Origin of the sequence: Rhodococcus sp. WY5, assembly GCF_018588185.1 — a bacterium.
Lineage (GTDB): Bacteria > Actinomycetota > Actinomycetes > Mycobacteriales > Mycobacteriaceae > Rhodococcus_F > Rhodococcus_F qingshengii.
Map to the genome: position 1 here is coordinate 2288894 of NZ_JAAMPR010000001.1, position 18845 is coordinate 2307738.

Below are 18845 nucleotides of genomic sequence, written 5' to 3' on the forward strand. Positions count from 1 at the left end.
TCGATCAGTTGTCTGGTTGCCCTGCTCAGTTGCTGGGCTGCTCCGCCACGGCCTTCTCGACGAACCGGCGGGTCTGATCGAACGCCGCGGGCACCTGGACGGAATCGGTCATGTCACTGATCTCGGACCACCGTTCGGCGACGACCTCGGGCGAGAGTGCGCCTTCGGGGATGTAGACGCCCTGCGACTCTTCCATGCGAGCGATCGCGAAGACGCCGGCGCCGGCGCTGAGGATGGTCTTCGTCGGTGCGTCATCGGAGACCATGAACAGTGCGCCGGGTGAAATCGATTCGGGTGCAAGCAGAGCGAGAGTCTTCTCGTCGAGGAGGTCTTCGGTCATGCGGGTCGCGGCGGTCGGGGCCAGCGAGTTGACGCGGATGCCCTTGCGTTCGCCCTCGATGGCGAGAACGTTCATGAGGCCGACGACGCCGGACTTCGCGGCGCCGTAGTTCGCCTGGCCGAAGTTGCCGTAAATTCCCGATGCCGACGTAGTCATGAGGATGCGTCCGTAGTTCTGTTCGACCATGTGCGGCCAGACTGCCTTGGAACAGATGACGGAACCCATCAGATGCACGTCGATGACTTTGCGGAAGTCGTCGAGCTCGGCCTTGATGAACGACTTGTCGCGCAGGATTCCGGCGTTGTTGATCAGGATGTCCACGCGGCCCCACTTGTCCACGGCCGTCGCGACCATGGCGGCAACGGCGTCGACGTCAGTGATGTCGCAGTGGTCCGCGATGGCCTCGCCGCCCAGCTCGACGATTTCCGCCACTACCTTGGCTGCTGCGGTATCAGCGCCGCCACTGCCGTTGACCGAGCCACCCATGTCGTTGACGACGACGCGTGCGCCGCGTGCGGCGAGGGCCAATGCGTGTGAACGGCCGAGTCCGCCGCCTGCGCCCGTGATGATCGCTACCTTGCCGGAAAAATCCAACGACATTGGAAAACCTCTCTGATCTGGGATACTACTCAGTATTACTATGCGATGGCGTGGAAACAGTCAAGGGCCGGCAGGCAGTGTGAATGGGAGTGGAAGTCGAATGAGTAGTGATCTTCCGGACGTGCGATCCGCGATCATCACCAGCGCCGCCGACGCCTTTGCCGAAGACGGTTACGCAGCCACGACTGTAGATTTACTGGCCGATCGAATCGGCGCCACCAAAGGTCTTGTCTACTACCACTTTCGTTCCAAGTTCGACATCTACCTGGCAATCTACGAGCGCGGGATGAGCCTGCTCCGCGCTGAGGTCGAGTCTCGGATGGGCGGGGCAGAAAGCGGCCTCGCGCGTCTCGAAGCGATGTCGCACGCCCACCTGGTCAATCTCATGACGCATCTCGGGTACCACCACACGATCCACCAAGGTGTCCGGGGCCAGATGAACTCCGCGCTCAAGCCGAGGCAACAGCAAGTCCTCGTGGAGCTGAATTCGCTGCGACTCGACTACGAGAATCTGTTCGTCGACGTGATGACGGAAGGCGTCGCGGATGGTTCCATTCGAGTGGGCTCACCACGGATGGCGGCAAAAGTACTCCTCAGCAGTCTCAACGGCATCGACCTCTGGTACCGAAGGCGTGAAGGGCAGACGTTGGCGGAGACGGAGTTGTTGGCGGACCAGATCGTCGAACTGTTGATCGGCGGATTGCGCGCTGCGAACTGACTGAAAGCTGCATTCGTCGAGCGGGTTTCCTCCGACCGGTTCGTGCTGTCCTGCGGCTTGTCGTTCGGTTTGTCGTGCTCTGACAGTCGGGGTAGCATGTTGGCGTCGTGCGCGGACTTGCGTAGGAATTCAGGGAAGAGGAGGTGTGGCTGTAATGCGTGGCCAACCTCCGAGTACCAACTGAAGCTGTAGCCGCCCGGGTTGATCCGGTATTTTGCTGCAGCTTCATCGTGTGTTCATCGGCTTCGGCTTTGCTGTGAAGCAAGCGTCGTCGTTCACTCTTCCCTCGAAAGCTGTTCAGCATGCGCGAATTTCGTCGTTCACGTTCGGTACTGCCACGTCGTTCCGCGGGGCTCGGTGACTCACATCCCGGACACTCGCGTGCCGCTCGCACCGTCGTCAAGGCTGCCCCGCCCGAGGCGGTGGCGCCCGTCGAATCGACCGTCGTCAACAGCGGCGTGTACCGCGACGGCGAGCGGATAGCGTCGCCGTCCACGCTGGCGGAAGCACTGTCATGCCTTCCGGATTCGCAGTCGATGGCGTGGATCGGCATGTACCGGCCCGACGACGCCCAGTTGTATGCCGCTGCACAACATTTCGACCTCCACGAACTGGCGGTCGAGGATGCGATCGTCGCGCACCAGCGCCCCAAGCTCGAGCGCTACGGTAAGACGCTGTTCGTGGTGCTGCGTGCTGCGCGGTACCGCGACGAGACCGAGCGGGTCGAATTCGGCGAGTTGCACATCTTCTGTGGTCCGAACTTCATTCTGACCGTCCGTCACAGTGAATCGCCGGATCTGTCGGCGGTGCGGACTCGCATGGAGAACGATCCTGACCTGTTGCGGTTGGGTACCGAGGCCGTTCTCTATGCCATTCTCGACGCAGTCGTCGACGGGTACGCCCCGGTGGTGGCCGGACTGCAGAACGACATCGACGAGATCGAAACCGAAGTATTCAGTGGCGATCCCGGAGTTTCGCGTCGCATCTACGAACTGACCCGTGAGGTGATCGAATTCCAGCGGGCGACGCGTCCGCTGCTGGGAATGCTGCGTGGGTTGTCGGCAGGGTTCGACAAGTACCACACGGACGAGGAACTCCAGCGATACCTGCGCGACGTCACCGACCATGCGACGACTGTGGTGGAGCGGGCCGACGGCTTTCGTCAGTTGCTCGGAAACATCCTCACGGTAAACGCAACTCTGGTGTCGCAGAACCAGAACGAGGAGATGCGCAATCTGACGCAGGCGAGCTACGCGCAGAACGAGGAGATCAAGAAGGTCTCGGCGTGGGCGGCAATTCTCTTCGCGCCGACGCTCATCGGAACCGTGTACGGAATGAACTTCGACGACATGCCGGAGCTGCACTGGCACTTGGGCTATCCGTTTGCACTCTCGATGATGTTCCTGACCTGTGGAAGTCTCTACACGATCTTCAAGCGTCGGGGCTGGCTGTAGAAAGCGCCGGCTGTAGAAAGCGCTGTGCGCCTTGCCAACCGAGATCGGTTGTCAAGGCGCACAGGTGTTTTTCGGGAGGGCGCTCGAATCAGAGCGTTGCGACGCAGACCGTGAACTTACGTTCCGGGTGCTCGAATCCCGAGTCTGCCCCCGAACCGCATTCGTCGATCGACGTGGAGTTCTGCAGGATTTCGACGACCTCGACTACATTGGTGCCGCTGGTATCCGAGCATTCGATGCGGGCGGGCTCGTCCATTCCGCTGCCGAGGTCCATGCATCCGCCGACTACCCAGTCGACGTCGAGACAGACAGCGCCCTGCTCGTCACCCGCGAGGGTCTCGTAGTAGTACGAGTCGACGTCGGAGGCACACAGATCAGAGGTGGGAACCTTGGCGACCACCTTGTAGTTGGAATCCTTGCTACCGCAGTCCGCGTTGTCGATTTCTGCGGCCGTCGTGGTGCCTCCGAGCTTGACGCAATCACCGATCGACACGTCGATGTCGACGTCGCCGCCATCGTCCGAACCCTCCTGGCCGGTGATCTTCGAGGTGGTCGGGGCCGCGGAGGTAGTGGTCGAATCGGCAACCGAGGAAGATGATTCCGCAATGGCTTTCGGCTCGATGTCGGAACCGCAACCGACGGTGAAGGCGGCGATTGCAGAAGTTGCGATCACCGCAGTGCAAAGTCGCCGGACGATTCCGGACATAAGGACCCCTTTGTTGATTCTTGGATAATTCTGTTGGTTCGTGGATTGTTCGGGACCTATTCCAATACATCGGTAGTCGAATTGCCAACCGGACTGTCAGTATGGGTAGGTGGAGCTACCCCTGATGCCGCCGCTTGCCCCGATGCTCGCGAAGGCTGCGGCCACTGTGCCGCCTCAGCCCGAGTCCGGTGACCCGACGTGGTCGTACGAGCCGAAATGGGACGGATTTCGAGCAATCATCTTTCGTGACGGTGACGAAGTGGTGCTCGGGTCGCGAGGAGGAAAGGACCTGGCGCGGTACTTTCCCGAAGCGGTGGAAGCTGTCAAGTCTGAATTGCCCGAAAAATGTGTCGTGGACGGAGAACTGGTGGTTCCCCGTGAGATCGACGGTGTGACGCGTCTGAGTTGGGAAGCGCTCTCCGAGCGGATTCATCCCGCCGCGAGCCGCGTCGCATTGTTGTCGGAACAGACGCCAGCGCAATTTGTCGGGTTCGATTTACTGGCGCTCGGCGATCGCGACGTCTCGATCGAGGACTTCGGGGTCCGACGTGCGCTGCTCCTCGATTGCATCGGTGGCGGGCCGAGTTGCCACGTCACGGCAGCGACGGCCGACAGCGCCGAAGCAATGGCCTGGTTCGAAACCTTCGAAGGCGCGGGTCTCGACGGGGTTGTCGCCAAGAAGCTGGCGGGACCGTACCTGCCGAACAAGCGCGAGATGATCAAGGTGAAACACGCCAGGACCGCGGATGTCGTACTGCTGGGCTACCGTCCCCACAAGAGTCAGCCAGGTATCGGGTCGATGCTTCTTGGTCTGTACGACGGTTCCGAATTGAAGATGGTCGGTGGCGCTTCTGCTTTCACCGCGGCGCGGCGGATCGAGTTGTTGGCCGAACTCGAACCTTTGCGCCTCGGGGACGACGTTGTAGCCGAGGGAGAGGCCAGCCGGTGGAGATCGGCCGCAGACCGCTCCTGGATTCCGCTTCGTCCTGAGCGGGTGCTCGAAGTGGCGTACGACCAGATGGAAGGGGAACGCTTTCGGCACGCTGCACGATTCCTGCGCTGGCGTCCGGACAGGGTGCCCGACGAATGCACATTCGATCAGTTGGAGGTTCCGGTGCGATACGACTTCGCGGATGTTCTTGCAGGCGGTAAGTGATGGCGAGCCCGGCAGAGGAACTGGACGTCGACGGGATCGCGGTCCGATTGTCGAGCCCGGACAAGATCTACTATCCGCAGTTGGGTGAGGACGGCGGAACCAAACGGCATCTTGTCGAGTACTACCGAACGGTGGCGCTGCAGGGTGCAGCGTTGCGGGCGCTCCAAGATCGGCCCACGCATCTTCAGCGATTCCCCGACGGCATCGAGGGCGAAGAGGTTTACCAGAAGCGGCTGCCGGCAAAACGGCCCGAGCACGTCGAATCCTGCGAGGTCACGTTCCCGTCGGGTCGCAAGGCCGACGTCCTTCGAGTGCGAAGTGCTGCGAACATCGTGTGGGCCGCCAATCTCGGGACTGTCACGTTTCATCCCTGGGCCGTGCGGTGCCCGGACACCGACCACCCGGACGAACTGCGCATCGATCTCGATCCGCAACCGGGGACCGGGTTCGACGAGGCCGTTGCCATCGCGGACGAGGTCCTTCGCCCTCTGCTCGCTGAGTTGGGATTGGAAGGATTTCCCAAGACGTCCGGTGGCCGAGGCCTTCACGTCTACATCCCGCTCGAGGCGCGCTGGGATTTTGTCGAGGTCCGTCACGCGGGTATCGCCCTTGCTCGTGAAGTCGAGCGTCGTAGTGCCGATCGCGCCACAACCGCGTGGTGGAAGGAAGAGCGGGGTGAACGGATCTTCATCGACTTCAATCAGAATGCCCGTGACCGGACGATCGCGGCGGCGTATTCCGCTCGTAAGACGCCGATCGCAACTGTGTCGACGCCGGTGACCTGGGACGAACTGCGCGACGTGCATCCAGACGACTGCACCATCGCCACGGTTCCCGGCTTGCTCGCCGATCGTGGTGATCCGATGGAAGCCATGCACGACAAGGCCTTTGCCCTCGATGTTCTGTTGGAGATGTGGGAGAAGGATCTGGCGGCAGGACTGGGCGATCTGCCGTACCCGCCGAACTATCCCAAAATGCCCGGTGAACCCAAACGTGTTCAACCGAGCAAGGACCGCGATCGGAAGAACAAAGACGGGTAGCGTCAGAGGCGGACATATCGGGTAATTCGATCAGACGTCGAATGTACGGTCACGTCGAATGCACTGTGGGGGTTGGATATGGATCGCCGGAAAATGCGAGCAGCAAGCTTAGCGGCGGGCGGTGTGATTCTTGCCGCCTTCGGATTGTCACTCGGTAGCGGAACAGCGTCAGCCGCGACGTTGGATTGTTCGGCGCGCGGGCAAGATCAGACGATCGTCGACGGGTCATCCGCATGCCGAGCGGTGGCAGATCCCTCCAGTTACGCGATTTCACACGTCGAGGGCGACGGCGTCGGCGTCGCGGATTCTCGAGACGGCGGCAGGTCGGCAGGCCTCGGCCTCTTCGGCGGCGTTGCTGCGGCGGAGTCGCGCGGTGGGTTACTTGCCGCCGTCGCGTACGGCCCGGGTTCGCTCGCACTCGGTCGCACCGACTCCTCACCATTTGCCGTCGTGCTCAGCGGACCTGGCGGCAGAGCGGCAGTGGGTGACGCGGACGTCGGGGCGATCTGCTCAGGTGGCCCCACCCTTGTTTTCAATATCGCCACAGGTCAGGGATGTTTCAGCGACGGCACTTCGACGTGGGTCACCCCGTGAGGGCACCCCGGCCCTGAGCCTCTTGCGTGACAGTGGTCACAATGGTGTCAAGCTCCTGCCACCGATCGGGTGACCGGGCAACTTGATCAGCGGGGATCGGAGGACGCGATGACTCCCAGTGCACGACGGGGTTCACTCGCCCGGGTGGAGGTGCCTTCGCGCACCGAGCTGTACGTGGACCGGCGATTCCTTCCCTTGGCCGACCGCTTCTTCGCGATGTATCGCCAACCGCAACAAGGTGGCGGCGCTCTCGTCGTGTACCTGGGCGGTGAGAAAGTGCTCGACATCTGGGCCGGCAATGCCGATCGTGATCGGCGCTGGGACCACGACACGGTGTCGCTGTCGTTCTCGACCGGCAAAGGCGTCGCCAGCACCGTCGTTCACCGACTCGCCGAACGTGGGTTGATCGACTACGACGCCCCGGTTGCTCGGTACTGGCCTGAATTCGCGGCGGCCGGCAAGGACAAGATCACCGTCCGTGAACTGATGTCACATCGCGCGGGCCTTCACCGAGTTCGCGGCTTGATGCCGCATCCTCTCGACCTGATGGACTACGACGCGGTCGTTGCCGCCCTGGCTGCCGAGAAACCGGATCCGCGTCGGCTTCGAGGCCCCGGCTATCACGCTGTGACCTACGGCTGGTTGGTAGCCGAACTTGTGGCCAGGGTGTCCGGTCAGCCGTTCATCGACGTCGTACAAGCGGAGATAGCGAAGCCCCTCGGCGTCGACGAATTCTGGTACCGCGTACCCGAAACCGAGCGTCCACGGATCGCGAAGCTGTTCCCACATATCAACCCTGCCGGCTTGAACTGGGCCTTCGCGTCGACCGTGCTCTCACACGTCGGTCCGACTCGCGGACTCGCGGAGGCCGCGATGCCGGACGGTTTCGACGTCATGGTGCGCAACCCGGCTGTCCACGACGCCGTCATGCCGGGCTGGAACGGAGTGTTCAGCGCGCGTGCTCTCGCGAAGATGTACGGCGCCATCGCGAACGGCGGCGTGATCGACGGGAAGCGGTTCCTGAAGGAATCGACCATCGACCAGATGTCGACCATCCAGACTCGCGATCGGGATTACGTGCTGGCGGTGCGGCCCAACTGGACTCTCGGTTACCACCCGCCGATCATTGCCGCGCGGCGGCAGCCGCGGAATGCGATAGGCCACTACGGAGTCGGCGGTTCAGGCGCGTATGCGGACCTGTCCAGCGGACTCTCGCTCGGTTTCACCACCAACAGGTTGGGTAGTGCTGTGACAGCTCTCGGTGATCTTCGCCTTGCGAGGCTCGGCGCCGAGGCGCAGGAGTTGGTTCGTCGAATCTGACACGAAGGGAATGCCATGAGCAGCAACGTGTACCGGGTGACCGAGATCGTCGGCTCGTCCACCGAGAGCAGTGACGCGGCAATTCGCACCGCCATCGCCCGTGCGAACGAGACGGTGCGCAACCTCGAATGGTTCGAGGTGGTGGAAACTCGCGGTCACATCGAGAACGGCGCCGTGGCGCATTTCCAGGTCACGTTGAAGGTCGGCTTCCGGCTCGACGGCGACGAATCTTGAGTCGTCGTTCATGAGTGTTGATCTCAGGGCGGCCGTCGGGTTCATGGCGGGACATGCCAGAACTCTCGATCGGCATCGACTGAAATTGATTCTCGGACAGGGGGACCGGACCGCGGCATTGGCGGCTGTGGACAGTTATCGCAACCCGGACGGTGGGTACGGCTGGGGACTCGAACCGGATCTTCGCTCGGCATCGAGCCAACCTGGCGGCGCGCTGCACGCCTTCGAAGCCTTTGCCGACATCGGAACGCCGACGCCCAGAGCGGTCGAACTGTGCGACTGGTTGCAGACCAAGTCGCTGGCAGGCGGCGGTTTACCCTTCGCCTTCCCGATTGCCGACCCAGCCGGATGTGCGCCCTTCTGGGTGAGCGCGGATCCGTTGGCGCCGTCGTTGCAGATCACCAGCATCGTGTGTGCTGCAGCGGCTCGCGTTGCCGAATTCGACGAGGCCGTCGCCGAACATCCGTGGTTCGCCTCTGCCGTTCGATATTGCCTCGACGCGATCGACGGGGCCGATTCTCTGCATGCCCTCGAGCTCGCCTTTGCCTTGCAGTTTCTCGACGCGGTTCACCGGAACAGTCCCGAAGCGTCGTCGTTGGTGAGCACTCTTGGTTCGCGTATCCCGGCTGACGGCTTGGTTCACGTGGACGGGGGAGCCGAGGGCGAATTCATGCGGCCCCTCGATTTCTCACCGCTTCCCGGCGGCCCGACCCGCGCGTTGTTCGACGCATCAGTGATCGAGTCCGAACTGTCTGCGCTCGCTGCGCGACAACATGGCGACGGCGGTTGGGCGGTGGATTTCGACAGCTATTCACCCGCCGCGGCGTTGGAATGGCGAGGTCACGCCACCGTGCAGGCGGTGTGGCTGCTGAAGCGCAATGGGGTGATCTGAAAACGATTCTCGCGCCAAATTGGAACACGTTATAGTCTGGGAACCAGTTCGAGCTTCGTGTTTCAGGGATAGGGGAATGTCATGGCGTATGTGATCACGCAGCCGTGCTGCAACGACGCCTCGTGTGTTGACGTGTGTCCGGTCAATTGCATTCACCCGACACCGGACGAAGCCCCGTTCGCGACCACCGAAATGCTCTACATCGATCCCGACACCTGCATCGATTGTGGTGCGTGTGTGGACGAATGCCCGGTCGAGGCGATCTTCCCGGACAACGAACTCGACGAGGACGACGCGCCGTACCTGCAGATGAACGCGTCGTACTTCGAGAAGCATCCGATGGGCCCGGATTGGCCCGAGCCGATCACGATGGCCAAGATCGATCCCGAACTGGGAACGCTGAAAGTAGCGATCGTCGGCTCCGGCCCGGCCGCCTGCTACGCGGCGATGGAACTGACCGGCAAGCCTCGCGTCGAGGTCGACATGTTCGATCGACTTCCCACTCCATACGGTTTGGTGCGCGCCGGCGTGGCGCCGGATCATCCCGGAACCAAAGGCGTCACCGATCAGTTCCGCGCCGTGGTCGCGAAGAAGACTGTGCGCTGCCACTTCAACGTCGAGGTGGGCACTCACATCTCGCATTCGGAACTCTTGGACCATCACCACGCAGTGATCTACGCGGTGGGCGCTGCCGGGGATCGCAAGCTCGAGATCCCGGGCGAGGATCTGCCGGGAAGTCACGCCGCCACCGAGTTCGTCGCCTGGTACAACGGCCACCCGGGATATGCCGATCGGACTTTCGATCTGTCCGGCGAGCGAGCGGTGATCGTCGGAAACGGCAACGTCGCACTCGACGTCGCACGCATCCTGGTGACCGACCCTGACCAGCTTGCGAAGACGGACCTCGCCGAGCATGCATTGGAAGCGCTGCGGAACAGCAAGATTCGTGAGGTGGTCATTCTCGGGCGTCGTGGGCCGGCGCAGGCCGCGTACACCAATCCCGAACTGTTGGCGCTCGGACAGATGGCGAACGTGGACGTAGTCGTCGACCCGATCGAAGCCGAACTCGACGAGGCCAGTCAGGCGTTCGTGGAAAGCGATGCCGCCGAGCCGTCCGTCCTGCTCAAGGTCAAGCAGGCGCAGGAATTTGCTTCGCGTACCGCAGATCCTTCTCGCAAGCGGATCGTTCTCCGGTTCCTCACCTCTCCCGTCGAGGTCCTCGGCGACGGTGCAGTCTCACAGGTGAGGATCGTGAAAAACGAATTGGTGGCAACGCCGACCGGTCAGCTCTCCGCCCGGCCTACCGAGACCGAGGAGACGATCGACACTTCACTGGTGCTTCGGTCGGTCGGATACCGCGGCACACCGATGGCCGACTTGCCCTTCGACGACGCTCGCGGCGTGATCCCCAACGAGAACGGCAGAGTAATCGACACCGAGACCGGCACGCCGATCCCGGGTGTCTACGTCGCGGGTTGGATCAAGCGCGGACCGACTGGCGTGATCGGCACCAACAAGTACTGCTCCGCCGAGACCGTGTCGATGATCTTCGACGACTTCGCTGGTGGGCGCCTCGCCACCCCGACCGAGGATGCCGACAAGTTGCAGGTTTTGTTGGCAGACCGGTCGCCGGATCAGGTGGACTATCAAGGTTGGCAGCGTATCGACAAGGCAGAACGCGCATCCGGTGCCGCAACCGGACGACCGCGAACCAAACTCATCTCCATCGAATCCATGTTGGCGGCTGCCCGCAGCGACGGATAGCAACGTTTGGGCGAACATCCGAATTGCTCGATTGCCGCTTTTGTGTGTTAATGACTATGGAAATGTGCGGTTTGCTCTCTTCGGCGTGCTCGGGTGTGTAGGTGTGCTCCGAGCGGGTGCGTCCGAATGGTGCATCGGCATCGGTACCAGGCGGGTATCGATGCCGGCCGCGCACGATCCACGTGAGTACGTGGTCAGTCGAGCGAAGGTAGTGACATGGGCAGCAAAAAGGGTCGTCGGACGTCACGGGTTGCCGTGGCAATCGTCGGAGCAGTGGCCGCCGGCCTCGCTCTGGCCGGACCCTCCGCGGCTGTTCCGCTCTTTCCCGGTGGACCCGACATTCCGTTGCCCGTCATTCCCGGCGTTCCGTACCTCGATCCGGCAATTCCGGTTCCGGGCATCCCGGGTACGCCGATCCAGGCGCCCATCGGCGTCCCCAACTTCTCCGCGCCGTCGCTCAACCCGTCCGCGGGTGAGACCGTCGGTATCGCGCAGCCGATCATCATTCGTTTCAACGAGGCAGTCGGCGACCGTGCCACGGCCGAGCGCGCGATTCGCGTGACCACCGATCCTCCGGTCGAGGGCAGCTTCTACTGGATCAACGACAGTCAGGTCCGTTGGAAGCCGGCACAGTTCTGGCCGGCGAACATCTCCGTGACCGTCGACGCCGGTGATTCGCACTCCACGTTCAACATCGGTGACGCACTCGTCACCGTCGCGGACGACAACACCAAGCAGGTCACGGTCACCCGCAACGGCGAGGTCGTGCGCACCATGCCGACGTCGTTCGGCAAGCCGGGCCACGAAACACCGAACGGCACGTACATCGTCGGCGAGCAGCTGCGCGACATGTACATGGATTCGTCCACGTACGGCGTTCCGATCGATTCTCCCGAGGGGTACCGCACCTACGTCGAGTACGCGACGCGAATTTCCTACAGTGGCATCTTCGTCCATGCAGCTCCGTGGTCGGTTGCGCAACAGGGTTTCACCAACGTCAGCCACGGCTGCCTCAATGTCAGCACCGAGGATGCCAAGTGGTTCTTCGAGAACGCTGGCAAGGGCGACCCGGTGATCGTGCAGAACACCGCAGGTGGAGTCCTCAGCGGCGCCGACGGATTGGGTGACTGGAACCGCTAGACATCGACGAGGAAGGCCCTGCGCGAGAAGTATTCGCGCAGGGCCTTTTTCGTGTCGCGTTCAGCTCGAGTGTCTTGTACGTTCACCATTCATTCGTTGCGGGCGGTCAGACTGCCTCAGTGAGATCGAGTCCGGAAAGAACGCTGCCCACTTCAGGCAAGCCAGGTCTGTGGGGCAGACCATGGCGTGATTACGCGCTGTTCGCGCTCTTGGTAGGTCCCAATCTCGCGTTGCTGATCTTGTTCACCTATCGCCCGCTGGTGGACAACATCCGACTTTCGTTCTTCGACTGGAACATTGCGGACCCGAAGGCGACGTTCATCGGGCTGAGCAATTACCGCGAGTGGTTCGGACGAAGCGACACCTGGCAGATCGTCACCAACACAGTGGTATTCACATTGGTCACAGTGGTGGGTTCGATGGTCATCGGTTTGGCGTTGGCCATGCTGCTCGATCGCAAGCTCGTCGGGCGAAACCTGGTCCGGTCGGCCATCTTCGCTCCGTTCGTCATCTCCGGTGCAGCGATCGGTGTCGCGTTTCAGTTCGTCTTCGACCCCAACTTCGGTCTGATCCAGGATCTCCTGCACCGCGTCGGACTCCAATCGCCCGACTTCTATCAGGACCCCCACTGGGCGCTGTTCATGGTGACGGTGACATACATGTGGAAGAACCTCGGCTACACGTTTGTCATCTATCTCGCTGCGCTGCAAGGAGTTCGGCAAGAGTTGAACGAAGCCGCCGAAATCGACGGTGCCAAGCCGTGGACCAAGTTCCGCCGGGTTCTCCTACCTCAGTTGCGCCCGACGACGTTCTTCCTCTCCATCACCGTCATGCTCAACTCGCTCCAGGTCTTCGACATCATCAACGTCATGACCCGTGGTGGCCCGCTGGGTACGGGGACGACGACGATGGTCTACCAGGTGTACAACGAGACGTTCCGAAACTTCCGGGCGGGCTACGGCGCGACGGTTGCCACCATCATGTTCCTGATCCTGCTGATCATCACCGTCTACCAGGTTCGTGCCATGGATCGGGGAGAAGAGAAATGACAGCGGTAGAGGAAAAGAAAAGCGCTGCTCCGACTTCCGTCGTTCGGCCCGGCCCGGACCGCAAGAACGTGGACCGGCGTGAGGTCGGCGTGAAGATCCTCGGCTATGCGGCAATGGTGATCGCGTTGGTCATCATCGTCCTGCCGCTCTACTGGATCGTGATGACCTCGTTCAAGGAGCGCCCGGAGATCTACACGCAACCGGCAACGTGGTGGCCGTCGTCGCTGCATCCCGAAAACTATTCGGAAGCAACCACATCGGTCCCGTTCTGGATGTTCTTGCGGAACTCGATAGTGATCACGACGATTCTGTCGGCGGCGAAGTTCGTTCTGGGGACTCTCAGCGCCTATGGGTTGGTGTTCCTGCGCTTCCCGGGGAAGAACTTCGTCTTTCTCGGCATCATCGCCGCATTGATGGTTCCGAACCAGATCACCGTGATCTCGAACTACGCACTCGTGGCAGAGTGGGGCTGGCGTAACACGTTCCAGGGCATCATAGTTCCGCTCGCGGGTGTAGCCTTCGGTACGTTCCTCATGCGCAACCACTTCCTCTCGATCCCTTCGGAGATCGTCGAGGCGGCGCGGATGGACGGAGCCGGCCACTGGCGGTTGCTCTGGCGCGTGGTGCTCCCCGTTTCCGGACCCACGATGGTGGCGTTCGGCATCATCACGGTGGTCAACGAATGGAACGAGTACCTGTGGCCGTTCCTCATGTCCGACGATTCCTCGGTAGCGCCGCTGCCGATCGGATTGACCCAACTGCAGAACAACGACGGACTTACCAACTGGGGTCCGGTCATGGCAGGAACGGTGCTGACGATGCTACCGATCCTGGTGATTTTCCTTCTGCTGCAACGACACATGATCAAGGGCCTCACCTCCGGTGCGGTCAAGGGCTGACAGCTTTCCCGTCACATTTCTTTCTCGAGGAGCAGTAATGGCAAACATGAACAGGCGCGGATTCTTGAGCCTCGGCGGTGCAATCGCCGCCGGAGCCGCACTGACCGCGTGCGCGGGATCCGGCGGGTCGAGCGCTGATGCTGCGGGAACATCCGGTGCGTCGGGTGATTCCAACACCATCACCTTCTGGTCGAACCACCCGGGTAAGTCCACCGACGTGGAGAAGGAACTGATCAACCGCTTCCAGACCAAGTACCCGGACCTGAAGGTCAACTTGGTGGACGGCGGCAAGAACTACGAAGAGGTGGCACAGAAGTTCAACGCTGCCCTATCCGGTGGAGATGTGCCCGATGTGGTTGTGCTGTCGGACGTCTGGTGGTTCAACTATGCACTGGCCGGGGCAATCGAGCCGCTTGACGGACTCTTCTCCGAGGTGGGCGTCGACTCGGCCGACTACGTCGATTCACTGCTCGCCGACTACCTGTTCCAGGGCAAGCACTATGCGCTTCCCTACGCGCGGTCGACGCCGTTGTTCTACTACAACAAGGCGGTCTGGTCGCAGGCAGGTCTTCCCGACCGTGGGCCGGCCACATGGCAGGAGTTCGACGAGTGGGGACCCGAGCTGCAGAAGGTCGTGGGCAACGGCAAGTTGGCACACGGGTGGGGCAACGCGAAGGATTACCTCGGCTGGACCTACGAAGGCCCAATCTGGACGTTCGGCGGCTCGTACTCCGACCAGTGGAATCTGCAGCTCGACAACGAGAAGACAATTGCCGCAGGGCAGTTCCTCTCCAGCATGATTCACGACAAGAAGTACGCCGCGGTCTCCACTGACATCGCGAACGAATTCGGTACCGGCATTCTGGCGTCGACCATCGCGTCGACGGGCGATCTGTCCGGCATCAAGAAGACTGCCAACTTCGACTTCGGCACCGCTTTCCTCCCGGCAGTGGACGGAACTCCCGGTTGCCCCACCGGCGGTGCCGGGCTTGCCATCCCGTCCAAGATCTCCGATCAGCGTAAGAAGAACGCGCTCAAGTTCATCGACTTCATCACCAATGGTGAGAACACGGCGTACTTCTCGCAGAACGTCGGCTACATGCCGGTCCGCAAGTCGGCAACCTCGGAGCCGAGCATGAAGGCGTTCCTCGACGCGAACCCCAACTCCCGTACCGCTGTGGATCAGCTCTCGCGTACGCGCTCGCAGGACTACGCACGCGTGTTCGTCCCGGGTGGGGATCAGATCATCGGCACCGGACTCGAGCAGATCGCTCTCCAGAAGGCCGACGTCGCATCGACATTCGCCGGCGTTGCCACGCAGTTGCAGCAGATCATCGACCGGCAGATCACCCCCAAGCTGCCGAAGTAGTAGGAGAGAACACTCATGGCCAACGTGCAATTCGCGGGAGTCACGCACCGCTACGAAGGAACTGATCGACCGGCAGTCGACCGTCTCGACCTCGACATCGCCGACGGTGAGTTCCTGGTACTCGTAGGACCTTCCGGTTGCGGTAAGTCCACCAGCCTGCGAATGCTCGCCGGTCTCGAGTCTGCGTCGGACGGCCGGATCGAGATCGGCGGCACGGACGTCACGCACCTCGCTCCGCGAGCACGTGACGTCGCCATGGTGTTTCAGAGTTACGCGCTGTACCCGAACATGACCGTCGAGCAGAACATGGGCTTCGCGCTGCAGAATGCCGGAGTAGGAAAGGCCGAGCGACGGGAGCGGGTACTCGAGGCAGCGCGGATGCTCGAGCTCGAACCGCTGCTCGGACGTAAACCGGCCAAGCTGTCGGGTGGGCAACGCCAGCGAGTCGCCATGGGTAGAGCCATCGTTCGCCATCCCAAGGTGTTCTGCATGGATGAGCCGCTCAGCAATCTGGATGCCAAACTACGCGTCAGCACACGGTCGCAGATCGCCGCCTTACAGCGTCGACTCGGCACCACGACGGTCTACGTCACCCACGATCAGGTCGAGGCGATGACGATGGGAGACCGGGTGGCGGTCATGCTGGACGGTCGCTTGCAGCAGGTGGCGAAGCCGCGCGAACTCTACGACAACCCCGTCAACACCTTTGTGGCCGCCTTCATCGGATCGCCCGGCATGAACCTGATCGAAGCGCCGGTCGAGGGTACCGTCGCAGTGCTCGGTGATCTGCGGATTCCGCTGCCCACCGGGGCGTCCGAGCGGGAGCGGGTCGTCGTGGGAGTGCGCCCGGAGTCGTGGGATCTGGTGGGAGCGTGGCGAAAGGGCTCGCTGGCCGTGGATGCCGATCTGCTCGAAGAGTTGGGAGCCGAATCGTTCGTCTATGCAAAGGGTGCCCCGGATTCGCAGTGGCAGAGCCGATCCGGTCGAATCGTCATTCGCGTCGACCGGAAGATGTCGGTGGCACCGGGGGAGTCGCTTCATCTGCTGCCCAAGGCCGGCGAGGTGTACTTCTTTTCCGCGGAGACCGGAGTACGTCTGTAGCGATACTGTGTGCGGCATGACCGTCGCACGTTCGCTCTTGCTGTTCGTACTCGCCGCGCTGCTCGAAATCGGGGGCGCGTGGTTGGTGTGGCAGGGAATTCGCGAGCACAAGGGATGGATCTGGGTGGGGCTCGGCGTCATCTCGCTCGGCCTCTACGGTCTGGTCGCCACCATGCAACCCGATGCGAACTTCGGGCGCATCCTCGCCGCGTACGGCGGGATCTTCGTCGCAGGTTCACTGCTGTGGGCGGTGGTGATGGACGGATTCCGCCCGGATCGTTTCGACATCGCCGGTGCGCTGATCTGTCTGGTCGGCGTCGGGGTGATCATGTACGCCCGGTAGGCCTTCGGCCCCGTGCGCGCTCAGGGAGTCCAGGGGGTCCCTAAGCGCGCACAGGGGCCTGCCCCTGCTACCAGATCTTCACACGCTTCTCCGGCTCCAAATACAGTGCGTCACCGGGCTTGACGTCGAACTCCTCGTGGAACGTGTCGAGGTTTCGGACGACGCCGTTGCACCGGAACTCCGGCGGCGAGTGCGGGTCGACGGCCAGACGGCGAAGCGCTTCGGCCTCACGGGCCTTCGTGCGCCATACCTGCGCCCACCCGAAGAACACGCGCTGCAAGCCGGTGAGTCCGTCGATGACCGGAGGTTCGGTACCTTCGGTCGCGATCTTGTACGCCGCGATCGCGATCGACAGCCCGCCGAGGTCGCCGATGTTCTCGCCGATCGTGAACTCGCCGTTGACGTGGTGGCCCGGAAGTTCCTTGGGCTCGAACTCGTTGTACTGCTCGATGAGAGCCTTTGTGCGCTTGCCGAATTCGCTGCGGTCCTCGTCGGTCCACCAGTCGACCATGTTGCCGTCGCCGTCGTACTTGGCGCCCTGATCGTCGAATCCGTGACCGATCTCGTGGCCGATGACGGCGCCGATGCCGCCGTAGTTGGCAGCGTCGTCGGCTGCCGCGTCGAAGAACGGCGGCTGGAGAATGGCTGCGGGGAAGACGATTTCGTTCATGCCCGGGTTGTAGTAGGCGTTGACGGTCTGCGGTGTCATGAACCACTCGTCACGGTCGACGGGGCCGCCCAGCTTGGCCAGGTCACGGTCGTACTCGGCGGCGTATCCGCGACGGTAGTTGCCCACCAGGTCGGTTGCCGAGATCTCGAGTCCGGCGTAGTCGCGCCACTTGTCGGGGTAACCGATCTTCGGGGTGAACTTCTCGAGCTTGGCCAATGCAGCCTCACGAGTCTGCGGGCTCATCCACTCGAGGTCGGAGATGTTGCGGCGGTACGCCTCCTGCAGGTTTGCGACCAGTTCCAGCATGCGGGTCTTCGCCTCTGCGGGGAAGTGTCGATCGACGTAGAGCTTGCCGACGGCCTCGCCGAGCAGATCCTGGACCAGGCTTACCCCGCGCTTCCAGCGCTCACGGTTCTCTTCGGTCCCGGACAGTGTGGTGCCGTAGAAAGCGAAAGTCTCGTCGACCAGGGCCGAATGCAGGTAAGGGGAGCGGGCATGAAGCACCTTCCACGCCGCCCATGCCTTCCAGTCGTCCAGTGACTCCGACGCCCAGAGTGCGGTGAAGGTGTGCAGGAATTCGGGCTGGCGGACCACGATCTCGGCGAACTTCTCCGAATCGGCGCCGAGACCGGACAGCCATGCCGCCCAGTCCAAACCGGGGTTCTGCTCGGTCAGTTCCTCGAAGCCCACCAGGTTGTAACTCAGATCTGCGTCACGACGCTTGACGACGTCCCAATGCCCGGCCGCGATCTTCTTCTCGAGCTCGAACACACGCTGGGCGTCGTAGCCGACGCCGGCGAGGGTGAACATCTTGTCGATGTGCGCGACGTACTTCTCGCGGATCTCCGCGTAGTTGTCCTCGCGGTAGTACGACTCGTCGGGGAGGCTGATTCCCGACTGGCTGAAGTGGATCAGGTACCGCTCGGAGTTCTTGGCATCGGTGTCGACGTAATGCGAGATGGCACCGCCGACGCCGACGCGCTGGTGGCGTCCGATCACGGTGGCCAGCGACGACCGGTCCGGCGCATCGGCGACGGCGTCGAGCTCGTCGTCGATGGGGCCGAGGCCTGCGGCCTCCACGGCGTCGGCGTCCATGAAGCTCGAGTACAGGTCGCCGATGCGCTGTGCATCGGTACCGGCGGCCGAGTTGGACTCCGCGGCTTCGGTGATGATGGTCTGTACGTCTTCTTCGGCCTTGTCGTAGAGCGTCCGGAAGGCCCCGTCGACTGCGCGGTCTGCCGGAATCTCGTATTCGGCGAGCCATTTTCCGTTGACGTGGACGAACAGATCGTCCTGCGCCCGTGTGTCGCCGTCGAGGTGGGTGAGGTCGATGCCTGAGCGATGAGCCGTGGTCATTTCTCCATCCTTACACGATCATGACGAACTGCTCGGTGTGTGCGCGATCGCTCCACGCCGAGTTCATCTCTTGTGCTGGGCAACGTCGGTATGGCATGGC

Annotated in this window: 18 protein-coding genes; 15 read left to right on the top strand and 3 right to left on the bottom strand. The window is 62.3% G+C overall.

Annotation, left to right across the window (positions count from 1 at the left end):
* Positions 1-25 precede the first annotated feature (25 nt).
* Complete coding sequence (locus G4D79_RS10640; protein ID WP_007731375.1) at positions 26-940, bottom strand: SDR family NAD(P)-dependent oxidoreductase; 915 nt, start codon at positions 938-940, stop codon at positions 26-28.
* Between the two features lie 100 nt (positions 941-1040).
* Here G4D79_RS10640 and G4D79_RS10645 point away from each other — a divergent pair, with 100 nt between their 5' ends.
* Both G4D79_RS10645 and G4D79_RS10650 read left to right on the top strand, forming a co-directional pair.
* Positions 1041-1658, top strand: a complete 618-nt coding sequence (locus tag G4D79_RS10645) for a TetR/AcrR family transcriptional regulator (RefSeq protein WP_099697551.1) — start codon at positions 1041-1043, stop codon at positions 1656-1658.
* Between the two features lie 302 nt (positions 1659-1960).
* A complete protein-coding gene (locus G4D79_RS10650) occupies positions 1961-3112 on the top strand; it encodes a magnesium and cobalt transport protein CorA (protein WP_007731382.1) in 1152 nt (383 codons plus the stop codon).
* Between the two features lie 88 nt (positions 3113-3200).
* Here G4D79_RS10650 and G4D79_RS10655 read toward each other — a convergent pair whose 3' ends face one another.
* Positions 3201-3818 carry a hypothetical protein gene (locus tag G4D79_RS10655; RefSeq protein ID WP_007731384.1) on the bottom strand — a complete coding sequence of 206 codons (618 nt, stop codon included), beginning with the start codon at positions 3816-3818 and terminating at the stop codon, positions 3201-3203.
* 109 nt (positions 3819-3927) lie between these two features.
* Between G4D79_RS10655 and G4D79_RS10660 the strand changes: the two genes are divergently transcribed.
* From G4D79_RS10660 to G4D79_RS10720, 13 genes are all read left to right on the top strand, one after another.
* Positions 3928-4974, top strand: a complete 1047-nt coding sequence (locus tag G4D79_RS10660) for an ATP-dependent DNA ligase (RefSeq protein WP_003940354.1) — start codon at positions 3928-3930, stop codon at positions 4972-4974.
* Positions 4974-6014 carry a non-homologous end-joining DNA ligase gene (gene ligD / locus G4D79_RS10665; protein WP_003940248.1) on the top strand — a complete coding sequence of 347 codons (1041 nt, stop codon included), beginning with the start codon at positions 4974-4976 and terminating at the stop codon, positions 6012-6014. The genes G4D79_RS10660 and ligD overlap by 1 nt, the downstream gene beginning before the upstream one ends.
* 78 nt (positions 6015-6092) lie before the next feature.
* Positions 6093-6608, top strand: coding sequence for a DUF6764 family protein (locus G4D79_RS10670; RefSeq protein WP_039973227.1), 516 nt, complete (start codon positions 6093-6095; stop codon positions 6606-6608).
* A 108-nt stretch (positions 6609-6716) separates the two neighbouring features.
* Complete coding sequence (locus tag G4D79_RS10675) at positions 6717-7928, top strand: serine hydrolase domain-containing protein (RefSeq protein ID WP_003940004.1); 1212 nt, start codon at positions 6717-6719, stop codon at positions 7926-7928.
* 15 nt (positions 7929-7943) lie between these two features.
* A complete protein-coding gene (locus G4D79_RS10680; RefSeq protein WP_003939815.1) occupies positions 7944-8162 on the top strand; it encodes a dodecin in 219 nt (72 codons plus the stop codon).
* 10 nt (positions 8163-8172) lie between these two features.
* Positions 8173-9054 (top strand): hypothetical protein, encoded by an 882-nt coding sequence (locus G4D79_RS10685; RefSeq protein WP_099697552.1) that lies wholly within the window; start codon positions 8173-8175, stop codon positions 9052-9054.
* 81 nt (positions 9055-9135) lie between these two features.
* Positions 9136-10818: an FAD-dependent oxidoreductase gene (locus tag G4D79_RS10690; protein WP_064687687.1), complete on the top strand. Its 1683-nt coding sequence runs from the start codon at positions 9136-9138 to the stop codon at positions 10816-10818.
* 216 nt (positions 10819-11034) lie between these two features.
* Positions 11035-11958 (top strand): Ig-like domain-containing protein, encoded by a 924-nt coding sequence (locus G4D79_RS10695; protein WP_064687686.1) that lies wholly within the window; start codon positions 11035-11037, stop codon positions 11956-11958.
* Between the two features lie 74 nt (positions 11959-12032).
* Positions 12033-13007, top strand: coding sequence for a carbohydrate ABC transporter permease (locus tag G4D79_RS10700; RefSeq protein ID WP_003940557.1), 975 nt, complete (start codon positions 12033-12035; stop codon positions 13005-13007).
* Positions 13004-13906 carry a carbohydrate ABC transporter permease gene (locus G4D79_RS10705; RefSeq protein WP_003939837.1) on the top strand — a complete coding sequence of 301 codons (903 nt, stop codon included), beginning with the start codon at positions 13004-13006 and terminating at the stop codon, positions 13904-13906. The genes G4D79_RS10700 and G4D79_RS10705 overlap by 4 nt, the downstream gene beginning before the upstream one ends.
* A gap of 37 nt (positions 13907-13943) precedes the next feature.
* The gene (locus tag G4D79_RS10710; RefSeq protein ID WP_003940485.1) at positions 13944-15275 is read left to right on the top strand and encodes an ABC transporter substrate-binding protein; all 1332 of its coding nucleotides are present in this window, start codon (positions 13944-13946) and stop codon (positions 15273-15275) included.
* Positions 15276-15290: 15 nt separating this feature from the next.
* Positions 15291-16376, top strand: a complete 1086-nt coding sequence (locus G4D79_RS10715) for an ABC transporter ATP-binding protein (protein ID WP_054187729.1) — start codon at positions 15291-15293, stop codon at positions 16374-16376.
* A gap of 16 nt (positions 16377-16392) precedes the next feature.
* Entirely contained in the window at positions 16393-16719 is a 327-nt protein-coding gene (locus G4D79_RS10720; protein ID WP_003940244.1) for a YnfA family protein, read from the top strand.
* A 67-nt stretch (positions 16720-16786) separates the two neighbouring features.
* On the opposite strand, the gene G4D79_RS10725 is transcribed toward G4D79_RS10720, so the two are convergent.
* Entirely contained in the window at positions 16787-18745 is a 1959-nt protein-coding gene (locus G4D79_RS10725) for a M13 family metallopeptidase (RefSeq protein WP_007731407.1), read from the bottom strand.
* Positions 18746-18845 lie beyond the last annotated feature (100 nt).

Excerpts from the sequence above, each read along its gene's own strand:
- G4D79_RS10725 (WP_007731407.1), bottom strand. The coding sequence starts at position 18,745 with ATGACCACGGCTCATCGCTCAGGCATCGACCTCACCCACCTCGACGGC.
- G4D79_RS10690 (WP_064687687.1), top strand. The coding sequence starts at position 9,136 with ATGGCGTATGTGATCACGCAGCCGTGCTGCAACGACGCCTCGTGTGTT.
- G4D79_RS10650 (WP_007731382.1), top strand. The coding sequence starts at position 1,961 with ATGCGCGAATTTCGTCGTTCACGTTCGGTACTGCCACGTCGTTCCGCG.
- G4D79_RS10705 (WP_003939837.1), top strand. The coding sequence starts at position 13,004 with ATGACAGCGGTAGAGGAAAAGAAAAGCGCTGCTCCGACTTCCGTCGTT.
- G4D79_RS10655 (WP_007731384.1), bottom strand. The coding sequence starts at position 3,818 with ATGTCCGGAATCGTCCGGCGACTTTGCACTGCGGTGATCGCAACTTCT.
- G4D79_RS10640 (WP_007731375.1), bottom strand. The coding sequence starts at position 940 with ATGTCGTTGGATTTTTCCGGCAAGGTAGCGATCATCACGGGCGCAGGC.
- ligD (WP_003940248.1), top strand. The coding sequence starts at position 4,974 with ATGGCGAGCCCGGCAGAGGAACTGGACGTCGACGGGATCGCGGTCCGA.
- G4D79_RS10680 (WP_003939815.1), top strand. The coding sequence starts at position 7,944 with ATGAGCAGCAACGTGTACCGGGTGACCGAGATCGTCGGCTCGTCCACC.
- G4D79_RS10710 (WP_003940485.1), top strand. The coding sequence starts at position 13,944 with ATGGCAAACATGAACAGGCGCGGATTCTTGAGCCTCGGCGGTGCAATC.
- G4D79_RS10675 (WP_003940004.1), top strand. The coding sequence starts at position 6,717 with ATGACTCCCAGTGCACGACGGGGTTCACTCGCCCGGGTGGAGGTGCCT.
- G4D79_RS10645 (WP_099697551.1), top strand. The coding sequence starts at position 1,041 with ATGAGTAGTGATCTTCCGGACGTGCGATCCGCGATCATCACCAGCGCC.
- G4D79_RS10670 (WP_039973227.1), top strand. The coding sequence starts at position 6,093 with ATGGATCGCCGGAAAATGCGAGCAGCAAGCTTAGCGGCGGGCGGTGTG.
- G4D79_RS10685 (WP_099697552.1), top strand. The coding sequence starts at position 8,173 with ATGAGTGTTGATCTCAGGGCGGCCGTCGGGTTCATGGCGGGACATGCC.
- G4D79_RS10715 (WP_054187729.1), top strand. The coding sequence starts at position 15,291 with ATGGCCAACGTGCAATTCGCGGGAGTCACGCACCGCTACGAAGGAACT.
- G4D79_RS10695 (WP_064687686.1), top strand. The coding sequence starts at position 11,035 with ATGGGCAGCAAAAAGGGTCGTCGGACGTCACGGGTTGCCGTGGCAATC.
- G4D79_RS10720 (WP_003940244.1), top strand. The coding sequence starts at position 16,393 with ATGACCGTCGCACGTTCGCTCTTGCTGTTCGTACTCGCCGCGCTGCTC.